The following is a 10,176-nucleotide window of genomic DNA, read 5'->3' as shown; positions in this document are numbered from 1 at the left end:
GTGAACCATATCGTCGCAAGCATGTGAGAGCGCTCCGTGTGCAACTGTCGCGGAGTGCATCGAATCGTATTGAGCGGAAAACGCGAAGCCGCAACGGCGTTGATTCCACTTGCGTTCAAGGCGCCAGTACGCTGTTGGCTGACAGGCCTGCCTGGGGGCCAGCAGTTCCGGGCAGCGCGTTTTCAGGAGCGCCCGGGGCCTCCCGTCCGGCGTTGGCCCGGCCCCGGAGGTCGGGCCGGGGCAGCCGTGCGGCCGTCCCGGCGTTCCGGTGCGTGGGGGGGGGCGGCCGCCTCAGCCCAGGACGTTCACGTTGGCCGGGCCGTGCGGGGCCACGCGGTGGTAGGCCACGGCGGGCTTGCCGAAGAGCATGGCGTAGCCGATCTGGTGCCCCTCGGGCAGCCCGAGACGGGGCAGGATCTCCGGGCAGACGGCCAGGGCCATCATGAACAGGCCGTCCCAAAGGGTTCCCAGGCCCTGGGACGCAGCCAGGAGCTCGAAGGTGGCCAGGGCGATGTGCGTGTCCTGCACGGGGCAGGGCGCGTCGGCGGGGGCGCTGGCCAGCAGCAGGTGCGGCGCGCCGCGCAGGATCACGTCGCGGCCCTCCTCCTTCCAGCACTTGGCCACCCAGCCCAGGTATTGGCCCACCAGCCCCTCGGGCAGGCGTCCGGCGTCCTTGGCGGCGGCCACGGCGTCGAGCATCTCGCGGCCCAGGGCGGCGGTGAAGGCCTTGTCCCGGGTGACGGTGAAGAGCACGTCGCGGGCGTTGACCCCGGTGGGGGCGTGGCTGGCGTCCTGGAGCAGGGCCTCGATGCGCTCCCAGGGGAGGTTCTCGTCCTGGAAGCGGCGCACGGAGCGGCGCATGCGCACCAGGTTGGCCAGTTCTCCTGCCCCGGGCAGGGGGCCGGGCTTCCAGGCCGGGTCGGCGGGGTCGCTCCCCAGGATGGAGAGCGCCCCCTCGGGGCAGACCGCGTAGCAGTGCATGCACTTGTAGCAGCCCTGCTCGTCGGTGATCCCGGGCAGATCGTTCAGGGTGATGATCCCGGCGGGACAGTCGGCGGCGCACTCGCCGCAGCGGATGCAGAGCGTCTCGTCGATGCGCAGGTCGAGCATGGTTCCTCCGTATGGGTGGTCCGGTGTGGCGCGTGCGGCAGGAAGGTGTCCGGCCGGTCGGCGCGCGCCTCCTGCATACAGGCATCGGGGGATCGACTCCAGGGCCAATCGTCGTGGGATGGCGGCGGGACAAGCTTTGACGCACGCGCCCGATGCGGGCATACCCGATCCATCAAGGCCCGGCGGCGACGCGTCCCACCCGGGCGGACACATCCGGAACAGGGAGGTGCGGCATGGCGGATTCCTTCGGAAAAGGGGCTGTTCTGTTGAGGGTGTCTGCGTGCGCCTGGGCGTTTCTCTGGATGGCCTCTGCGGAGGCCTACGCAAAGAAGGTGGTGCTCCAGGAGGAGCTGCCGGGCAGGGTCGAGAGGTATTCCTTCGACGACGCGCGCATCCCCATGGAGACGGTGCGTCTGGCCCTGCGCTTCGGCCCGGACGGGCTGTACACGGGCTCGGAGATGATCGCGCGGGCCTCGCTGGAAGTCTGCCCGGACGGCGAGCCCGGCTACAAGCCCTGCGGGGACCGGACCATCGCCGCTCCCGGCTTTCTGGACAACGCCGAGGTGAACCTGCGCGGCGCGCGCTCCCTGATGGCGGAACTGGCCGCGAGCGACCCGCCCGGGGAGCTGGAGGCCGCGAAGGCCTGGTGCCTGGAGGAGAACGGCTTCGTGCTGGCCCTCTCCGAGGCCAGGCTGCGCTACCTGCGCACGTGGGACCCGCAGGCCCTGCGCGCGCCCTTCGAGGTCAAAAGCGCAGGCAAGGTGCTGGAGCCGGGGAAGTTGTGCCCGGCCGCGTTCGAGGCCCTGTCACGGGCGCAAAACCCGGTCCAGCGCGCCAGGGTGGCCGCCTACGACTGGCACAATTGCGTGAACGGGGCCTTCCGCGCCCTGGAGGCCCGGCGGCCCTATCCCACGGCGGCCTGGAAGGCCTTCCTGAAGCGCTACGGCATCACGGTGCGCGTGGAGCACGACACGGACTGAGCGTCGCGGGGCAAGGCACAGCGCGTCTGCGGCACGAGCTGGCGGTTGGCGCTTCCCGGAGGCGGTCCGGTGCGCTTGTTCCGGCCGTGGCGCGCCGCAACGGGAAGCCCCGGGGAATCAGCCGGGGGCTTCCCGCAGTCTGGGCGTCTTCGAGCCTACCAGGGGCTGCCGAAGCCGGACCCGTCCAGCGGTCGGGGCTGGGAGCCGTCGCCAGGGCCTAGCATCCGGTAGAGCGGATCGGCGGGCTGCCCCGTCGGGCCGCCCTGAAGCTGCCCCAGGGACAGGCCGGAAGTTCCGGGCTGGACGCCGCCGGTCGCCGGGCAAAGCGGGCAGAGGACGGGGGTCGGGGGCTGTCCGACGGATCCCGAAGGGCCCTGTCCCTGGGCCATTGCGGCCGGGGTCAGCAGTGGGGCGGATGCCAGCAGTGCGAGGAGGGCGAGTCGCTTCATGGGGGGCTCCTTGAGGAAGATTCGTCGCCGGGTGATGTGCAAAGTCTGCACGCCGGGCGTGTTTTCGCGTTGAGCGATGCAAGATGGGTTCCTTTTTGCGTATCGTCAGTGTCCATGGATTGTTGTATTAATGCATTCCTGGCAGGTATGAAATGTCATGTGCAGGGAGTTGCACCTGTGCGCAGCCCCGTTGTGCAGCGAGTCGCGCCGGGAATCCCGGAGGTGCGCGTGTGCGGGGGCGCGCTCGCTGGACGCTCCGTCAGGGGATACGGAGCCCCGGGGCGGTGCTGCGAGCGGCGCTAAGGCTTCGGGGGGGCGTACGAACGGCAGGGCCGGGACGGCGTGCGCCTTCCCGGCCCTGTGGTCGGTTCAGGCGTTCCCGCTACTTGGGCAGGTCGCTCTCGGGGATGCCCAGGGCCTTGGCCACGCCCTTGCCGTAGGCCGGGTCGGCCTTGAGGCAGTTGCCCACGTGGCGCAGCTTGACCTCCAGGGGCGCGTCGCCCATGGCCCGTGCGGTGTTGCCGAAGAGGGCCTCCTGCTGCGCGGGGGTCATGAGCCGGAAGAGCTTGCCGGGCTGGGCGAAGTAGTCGGCGTCGTCCTCGCGGAAGTTCCAGTGGTCTGCCGGTCCGTCCAGGGCCAGGGGCGGCTCGGCGAAGTCGGGCTGCTGCTGCCATTCGCCGTAGCTGTTGGGCTCGTAGCCCAGGGTGGAGCCGTGGTTGCCGTCCACGCGCATGGCCCCGTCGCGGTGATAGCTGTGGAAGGGGCAGCGCGCGGCGTTCACGGGGATGAGGTGGTGGTTCACGCCCAGGCGGTAGCGCTGGGCGTCGCCGTAGGAGAAGAGGCGCCCCTGGAGCATTTTGTCGGGGGAGAAGCCGATGCCCGGGACCACGTTGGCCGGGTTGAAGGCCGCCTGCTCCACCTCGGCGAAGTAGTTTTCAGGGTTGCGGTTGAGCTCCAGCACGCCCACCTCCATGAGCGGATAGTCCGAGTGGAGCCAGACCTTGGTGAGGTCGAAGGGGTGGTAGGGCAGCTTGGCGGCGTCCTTTTCGGGCATCACCTGGACGCTGAAAGTCCAGCGGGGGTAGTCGCCCTTTTCGATGCTCTCGTAGAGGTCGCGCTGGTGGCTTTCGCGGTCGCGCCCCACGAGTTCCTCGGCCTCGGCGTCGGTGAGGTTCTTGATGCCCTGCTGGCTCTTGAGGTGGAACTTCACCCAGAAGCGTTCGCCCTGGGCGTTGATGAAGCTGAAGGTGTGGCTGCCGAAGCCGTGCATGTGGCGGTAGGTGGCGGGGATGCCCCGGTCGCTCATGACCACCGTGACCTGGTGCAGGGCCTCGGGGAGCGAGGTCCAGAAGTCCCAGTTGTTTTTTGCGCTGCGCAGGTTGGTGCGCGGGTCGCGCTTCACGGCGTGGTTGAGGTCGGGAAATTTCAGCGGATCGCGCAGGAAGAACACGGGGGTGTTGTTGCCCACGAGGTCCCAGTTGCCTTCCTCGGTGTAGAACTTGATGGCGAAGCCTCGGATGTCGCGTTCGGCGTCGGCCGCGCCGCGCTCTCCGGCCACGGTGGAGAAGCGCACGAAGAGTTCGGTCTTCTTGCCGATTTCGGAGAAGATCTTGGCCTTGGTGCAGCGGGTGATGTCGTGGGTGACGGTGAAGGTTCCGTAGGCCCCGGAGCCCTTGGCGTGCATGCGCCGCTCGGGGATGACCTCCCGGTCGAAGTGGGCCAGCTTCTCCAGGAACCACACGTCCTGGAGGAGCATGGGGCCGCGCGGCCCGGCGGTGAGCGCGTTCTGGTTGTCGGGGACGGGGGCGCCGGCGTTGGTGGTGAGTCGTTTCGTGGGCACGTGGTCCTCCTGTGCGAAAGGGTGCGCAACGGTTCGCCGACACGGCGTCGGCCGGAAGAGGCGAAGATGCGGAGAGGCGTCAAGGCGAACAGCCGTCGGACCGTTCTGGAGCGGGAGGCAGGAGCGAACGTCCGCGAGGCTGAATAATTCTTTTCCAGAAGGAATGATTCTTGTCAACGGAAAAGAACTAGTCGGACTCCCTGCAGCGCGGGCAGACGCCGAACACGTCGAAGCGGTGGGAGTCCACGGCGTAGCCGGTGCTTGCGGCGAAGCGGGCCACGATGTCTTCGAGTCCGTCGAGTTCCAGGTCGAGGATCTCGCCGCAGCGCGAGCAGATCATGTGGGGGTGCGGCCTGGGGCGCAGTCCGTCGTAGCGGCTGCCCTGTTCGCCGAAGCCCAGTTCCAGGATTTCGCCCTCGGCCTTGAGCAGGCCCACGGTCTTGTAGACCGTGGCCAGGCTGGTGGTGGGGTAGTCGCCCAGGATCTCGCGATGGATCTGTTCCACCGTGGGGTGTCCCGGATGCGCCAGCACGGCCTTGACGATGGCCAGGCGCTGCGGAGTGAGGCGCAGATCCTTGGCCTTGAGGCGTTCCAGGATGGCGGCGAGCCGTTCGGACTGGGGCACGACGTTCTTGGGTTTCATGACTTTAAAACGGTTACAGGCATGTTCCGCCCAGGTCAAGCGGCGTACGTCACTGTCCCGGCGCCGCGCTGGAAAGCTTGTCGGTTTCAAGGGCTTGTTCGTTGAAGCGAATCTCGACGATGTGCCCCTTGACCCCGGGGGTCGTCGCCCTTTCCAGCCGGACGCGCACGGTCCTGCCCGAGCCGGGGGCGGCGATGCGCTCGAAGCGTTCCTCGCCGTCCTCGAAATCCAGCCAGACAGAGTAGACGCCCTTGGAGGTGACCACCTTGAAGTGGCCCATGCGCAGAGGGACAAGGCGTTGGACGGTCAGGTCGGCCTCCTGGAGGGACTGGGCGGCGGCGAACACGCTGAAAAGGACGGTCAGCACGGCGGCGGCGAGAAGTCGGCGCATGGGAGCCTCCTTGCGGTGTCGGGGGCGGATCAGGCCGGATCGTCGACGATTCTTGCCCGGCGAGCGTTGCGCGCCAGGCCCTGGCGGACCAGGCGTTCGGCCTCGGGGTAGCTTCGCGGGGTGCAGTAGAGGCGTACCGTGCGCAGCCACCAGGTTCCCAGGCTGATCACGCGCTGGCGGGGCGAGAAGCGCGCGCGGCGAACCAGGGAGTAGTCCACGAAGGTGTGCTCCTGGGCCTGGGCCAGGAGTCCCGCGCCCACGGCCGAGGGCTTGCCGGCCAGGGTCCCCAGGATCACGGCGAGGCGGTTTGCGGCGCGGCCCCGGCGGCTGGCCACCAGGGCGTGCGCGCCGCGCTCGTCCAGGCGGAAGGCCATGTCCAGGCGGTTGCCGAAAAACAGGAGCATCACCAGCACGAAGAGCAGGGCCATGCCCGCGCAGACGACCCCGAAGAGCTGGAGCACGCCCAGGAACACCCCGGCGTCGCCCGCGAAGAGCCCGATCAAACAGGCGATGAGGGCCATCACCAGGCAGGTGAGCCCCATCCAGCGCAGGAAATCCAGGAACATGAAACGGTTGGTAAGCAGCGGGACGCTCATGCTCCAGTTCAGCAGGGGTTTAGGATCGTCGCGCGGGGGCATGGGGCCTCCTGGGGCTTGGGCGTCGCGGCCGGTCAGGCAAGGGCCGCGCCATGTTCCGACTATGCCGGGAAACCGTCCGATGTAAAGATTCCCGGGGGCCTGGCCCGCCTTGGCGCGCCATTCCGTCTTCAACGATCGGATTTTCAAGAATTTTTTGCCGACTGGAAAGAAACCTGACACCTGGTGTCCGTAGCGGGAATCGGCGGCTGCGTATTGCCTTGCATTTGAGTCTGTTATAAATTTCACATTAGGCACGGATCGTGCGAGGCCTCCGGTGGTCGGGAAGTGGGGCCCAGTCCCGGAAGGTTCCGGCAAGGGCGGGGGAAGCGCCAGAGCGCGCGAAACAGCGTAACGATCGGAGGATACGATGAAAGTCAAAGACGCCATGTCCAAGCGGATCATGTTTGTGGGCAAGGACGCCACGGCGGCCCAGGCCATGCGCATCATGGCCGAGAACAACATGCGCCGGCTCATGGTCGAGGTGGACAAGGCCGGGGAAATCTACGGGGCCGTCACCGTGCGCGACATGATCGCCAAGGTCATTGCGCCGGGCCTGGACCCCACGGCCGTGCGCGTGGCGGACGTCATGAACGTCAAGCTCGTCGCGGCCTCGCCCGAGGACTCGCTCCAGGACGCCGCCAAGGTGATGGAGGAGAAGAACGTGGCCGGCATGCCGGTGTTCGAGGGCACGAAGCTCGTGGGGGTGATCGCCATGTGGGACATCCTCATCGCCCTGGGCGTGCACGGCAAGGCCTCCTGAAGCGCGTGAGGCGTCCGGCCGGACCCGGTGGGGCAACGGCCGGAACGGGCAACCGAATGCGGGCGTGAGGGCCGCCCGCATCAAGGCAGGTTGGGCAGGCTCTCCGGGCTCACGGCCCGGGGCGCGTCCAAGGGAGACGACGACATGGTCAAGCAATCAGACACATCCGGCCCGGAGCTGAAGCCGCTGGACGCCTTCACGTCCCGGGTCGTCTACGGCAGCACGTTCTGCAAGCGCCCCATCGACTTGCAGATCCTCATCAGGAACGACTCGGTCGAGGACGTGGGCGGCGCGGTGGAATGCCCCTACAGCCGCCAGTGGCTGGCGGCCCTCATCCAGACCGCCAAAGGCAAGGACCTGGACGCCGCGTGGTCCATCTCCGGAGACGATCTGCGCGCGGGCATCACGCCCCCCGAGCAAACGGGCGACTGCGTGGACTGCGACACCTACGTGGTGGCGGCCTTCCGCCTGGCCCTGCGCAAGTTCGAGAAGGGCCTCTAGTGTCGTGATTTTGAAAAACATGAAATGTTTTTCAAAATTAAAATCAATGGTTTTGTATGATTGCCTCAAGAGTCCGTATGGACGGATTATGAGGACGCAACACTAGGCCACCGTCGGCCGGGAGGGAGACTGCCTCCCAGGCCTTGAAACACTGGCGGGCCGGGGCATGCGCTCCGGCCCGTCCTGTCAGGCGCCTCCGGCAGGCCCGGCATGGCCGCCGCGGGTGGCCGGTCCGCCGCGCCCGGCGTCGCGCGGGCTTTGACGTGGCCCGCCCGATGCCCTATGCCCTGGCTCGTCATGAGCACCATCGTCTCCCTGCGCGGGGTCGCCAAGGCCCACGGCGCGCGCACGCTGTTTTCGGAAGTGGCCCTCACCCTGCACGAGGGCGAGCGCGTGGGCCTCATCGGGGCCAACGGATCGGGCAAGTCCACGCTCTTGCGCATCCTGGCCGGGGCCGAGGCCCCGGACGCGGGGGAGCGCATCCTGCGCCGCCAGGCCCGCCTGGCCTGGGTGGAGCAGCAGGACGCCTTCCCGGGGGTAGAGACCGTGGAGCAGGCCGTGGCCCTTGCCCTGGCCGGGCTGGGCCTGGACGACGCCCAGCTCCACGTGCGCGTGGGCGAGGCCCTCTCGCGCACCGGGTTCTCCGACCCCACGCAGCCGGTGGAATCCCTCTCGGGCGGCTGGCGCAAGCGCCTGGCCCTGGCCCGGGCCGTTGTCCAGGACCCGGACCTCCTGCTCCTGGACGAGCCCACCAACCACCTGGACCTGGAATCCACCCTCTGGCTGGAGCGCTTCCTCCTGGGCGCGCGCTTCGCCTTCGTGGTGATCAGCCACGACAGGGCCTTCCTGGAGAACACCGCCCGGCGCATGATCGAGCTCTCTCCGGCCTATCCCGGCTGCTGCCTGGACGTGGAAGGCCCCTATTCGGCCCTGCTGGAGCGGCGCGAGGAGTACCGCGCGGCCCAGGCCGGGTACGAGTCGGCCCTGGCCAACAGGGTGCGGCGCGAGGTGGAGTGGCTGCGCCGGGGGGCCAAGGCCCGCACCACCAAGGCCAAGGCGCGCATTGACGAGGCCGGGAGGCTCATGGGCGAGTTGGCCCGCGCCAAGGAGCGCAACGCCCAGGCGGGCAGCGCGGGCATCGACTTCCAGGGCGGCGGCCGCCAGACGCGCAGGCTGCTCACCGTGGAGGGCCTGGGGCACGACGCGGGCGGGCGCACGCTCTTCGACGGCCTGGACCTGGTGTTCTCGCCGGGCACGCGCCTGGGGCTGGTGGGGGCCAACGGGTCGGGCAAGTCCACGCTCCTGCGCATCCTGGCCGGGGAGCAGGAGCCCGCGCGCGGCACGGTGCGGCGCGCCCCGGCCCTGGAGACGGCCTATTTCGACCAGGCCCGCGAACAGCTCGACCCCGACGAGAGCCTGCGCCGCGCCCTGGCCCCCCACGGCGACGCCGTGGTCCACCAGGGCCGCCAGGTCCACGTGGCCACCTGGGCCAAGCGCTTCCTTTTCCGGCCCGACCAGCTGGACCTGCCCGTGGGCCTGCTCTCGGGCGGCGAGCAGGCGCGGCTCTTCATCGCGCGGCTCATGCTGCGCCCGGCCGACGTGCTTCTGCTGGACGAGCCCACCAACGACCTGGACATCCCCACCCTGGAGGTCCTGGAGGAGAGCCTGCGGGACTTCCCCGGCGCCGTGGCCCTCATCACCCACGACCGCTACCTCCTGGACGCCGTGTCCACGGCCCTGCTGGGCCTGGACGGCCAGGGCCTGGCCGTGCCCCTGGCCTCCCTGGAACAGTGGGACGCCCACCTCCGCGAGGCCCAGGCCCCCCGCGAGCGGCGCGAAGCGGAGCCGCCGCGCCGCCCTGCCAAACGTCCGGCCAAAAAGCTCACCTACAAGGAGGAGCGGGAACTGGAGGGCATGGAGGCGGTCATCGGAGAGGCCGAGACGGCCCTCGCCGCGCGCGAGGAGGAGCTGGCCGATCCGGCCGTGGCCCACGTGGCCAGCGAGCTGGAGGCCCGCCTGATCCGGCGCGACGAGGCCCAGGCCGAGGTGGACCGGCTTTACGCCCGCTGGGCCGAGCTGGAGGACAAGCGCGCCGCGCTGTCCGATCCCGAATCTGCGTAGGCCGGGGCCTCCGGTAGGCCTCCCGCAGGGCGCACGAGAGGTGTGTAGCGTCCCGAGCTTTCTGGACAGGAACGCCGCGCCGGGTTACTGGCTAGAAAAAACATATTGCCGCGCGGGCCGGAGCCATCCGACCGGCCGCAGGGGGCATCATGCGCACCGTGCTGGTCGTCGACGACGAGAAGCCCACGCTGACCATGTTCAGCCTCCTCCTGGAGGCCATGGGGTACCGTGCGCTCACGGCCGCGAGCGGGGCCGAGGGCCTGGAGGTCTTCGCCCGGGAGCGGCCGGGCATCGTCTTCACCGACGTGAAGATGCCCGACATGGACGGGCTGGAGGTGCTGGCGCGCATCAAGGCCATGGACCCCCAGGCCGAGGTGGTGGTGGTCACGGGGCACGGCGACGTGGAGCTGGTGCTCACCTCGCTGGGGCTGGACGCGGCGGACTTCCTGGACAAGCCCATCCGCGCCGAGGCGCTGGCCCAGGCCCTGGCCCGTGTGCAGGAGCGCCTGGACGCCCGGCGCGAGGAGGCGGGGCAGGTTGCGCGCCGCAGCGTTGCGGGGGCCACGGTGCTGGACGCGCGGGGACGGCTCTCGGCCGATTCAGAGGCCCGTCTGGAGGCCCTGGTCGGCGAGGCCTCGCGCAAGGGCGAGGCCCTGGCGGTGCGCCTGGACGCCTCGGTGCGCCTTACGGGGGCGGGGCTGGCCCTGCTCAATCGGCTGGCCATGGACTGCCGGGCCTCGGGG

10 protein-coding genes are annotated in these 10,176 nt (G+C 69.3%); 5 read left to right on the top strand and 5 right to left on the bottom strand.

The annotated features are described in order from the left end of the window. Positions 1 to 291: 291 nt before the first annotated feature. Complete coding sequence (locus ACV4UX_RS14920) at positions 292 to 1,110, bottom strand: nitroreductase family protein (protein ID WP_491594073.1); 819 nt, start codon at positions 1,108 to 1,110, stop codon at positions 292 to 294. 302 nt (positions 1,111 to 1,412) lie between these two features. Between ACV4UX_RS14920 and ACV4UX_RS14915 the strand changes: the two genes are divergently transcribed. Beyond that, positions 1,413 to 2,090 carry a hypothetical protein gene (locus ACV4UX_RS14915; RefSeq protein ID WP_491594072.1) on the top strand — a complete coding sequence of 226 codons (678 nt, stop codon included), beginning with the start codon at positions 1,413 to 1,415 and terminating at the stop codon, positions 2,088 to 2,090. An 831-nt stretch (positions 2,091 to 2,921) separates the two neighbouring features. Here ACV4UX_RS14915 and ACV4UX_RS14910 read toward each other — a convergent pair. The 4 genes from ACV4UX_RS14910 to ACV4UX_RS14895 form a co-directional block, all read right to left on the bottom strand. Further along, a complete protein-coding gene (locus ACV4UX_RS14910; protein ID WP_491594071.1) occupies positions 2,922 to 4,379 on the bottom strand; it encodes a catalase in 1,458 nt (485 codons plus the stop codon). A gap of 187 nt (positions 4,380 to 4,566) precedes the next feature. Further along, a complete protein-coding gene (locus tag ACV4UX_RS14905; RefSeq protein ID WP_491594070.1) occupies positions 4,567 to 5,022 on the bottom strand; it encodes a Fur family transcriptional regulator in 456 nt (151 codons plus the stop codon). A gap of 49 nt (positions 5,023 to 5,071) precedes the next feature. Then, the gene (locus tag ACV4UX_RS14900; RefSeq protein WP_491594069.1) at positions 5,072 to 5,413 is read right to left on the bottom strand and encodes a hypothetical protein; all 342 of its coding nucleotides are present in this window, start codon (positions 5,411 to 5,413) and stop codon (positions 5,072 to 5,074) included. Positions 5,414 to 5,442: 29 nt separating this feature from the next. Beyond that, positions 5,443 to 6,051, bottom strand: coding sequence for a hypothetical protein (locus ACV4UX_RS14895; protein WP_491594068.1), 609 nt, complete (start codon positions 6,049 to 6,051; stop codon positions 5,443 to 5,445). 367 nt (positions 6,052 to 6,418) lie between these two features. Here ACV4UX_RS14895 and ACV4UX_RS14890 point away from each other — a divergent pair, with 367 nt between their 5' ends. From ACV4UX_RS14890 to ACV4UX_RS14875, 4 genes are all read left to right on the top strand, one after another. Then, on the top strand, positions 6,419 to 6,811 hold the full coding sequence (locus ACV4UX_RS14890) for a CBS domain-containing protein (protein WP_491594067.1): 393 nt from the start codon (positions 6,419 to 6,421) through the stop codon (positions 6,809 to 6,811). A gap of 144 nt (positions 6,812 to 6,955) precedes the next feature. Further along, entirely contained in the window at positions 6,956 to 7,312 is a 357-nt protein-coding gene (locus tag ACV4UX_RS14885; RefSeq protein WP_491594066.1) for a hypothetical protein, read from the top strand. Positions 7,313 to 7,594: 282 nt separating this feature from the next. Then, positions 7,595 to 9,433, top strand: a complete 1,839-nt coding sequence (locus ACV4UX_RS14880; RefSeq protein ID WP_491594065.1) for an ABC-F family ATP-binding cassette domain-containing protein — start codon at positions 7,595 to 7,597, stop codon at positions 9,431 to 9,433. 149 nt (positions 9,434 to 9,582) lie between these two features. Further along, a partial coding sequence (locus ACV4UX_RS14875) for a response regulator (protein WP_491594064.1) occupies positions 9,583 to 10,176 on the top strand: 594 nt, incomplete at its 3' end.

The organism is Fundidesulfovibrio sp. (assembly GCF_058402725.1).
Note: the sequence above shows the minus strand (reverse complement) of the source record. Positions and strands in the feature narration are given on the sequence as shown.